This is a genomic window from Paraburkholderia sp. SIMBA_053 (assembly GCF_046534895.1).
In the GTDB taxonomy this organism is placed as follows: Bacteria; Pseudomonadota; Gammaproteobacteria; order Burkholderiales; family Burkholderiaceae; genus Paraburkholderia; species Paraburkholderia caledonica.
On the sequence record NZ_JAWRXU010001392.1, the window covers coordinates 1 to 246 of the forward strand.

The following is a 246-nucleotide window of genomic DNA, read 5'->3' on the forward strand; positions in this document are numbered from 1 at the left end:
GTGCATGAACGACCGGCTGATCTTCGCGCTCGGTCACGCGCACGGCCTGTCGAATCTGCGCCGCGCGAGCTTCCGGCCGCAGCCGTCGCTCGGCGCGCACGGCATGGTCGGCCATTGCGAGCCGATGCAAAAGCTGTATCGCCGCATCGACAAGTGCGCGCAGACGGACGCGCCCGTGTTCATCGCGGGCGAATCGGGCACGGGCAAGGAACTGCCCGCGCGCGCGGTCCACGACGGCTCGACGCG

General features: G+C 70.3%; 1 protein-coding gene. It reads left to right on the forward strand.

What is annotated here, in order from left to right; translation table 11 throughout:
- A partial coding sequence (locus tag SB753_RS40170) for a sigma 54-interacting transcriptional regulator (protein WP_410805565.1) occupies positions 1–246 on the forward strand: 246 nt, incomplete at both ends.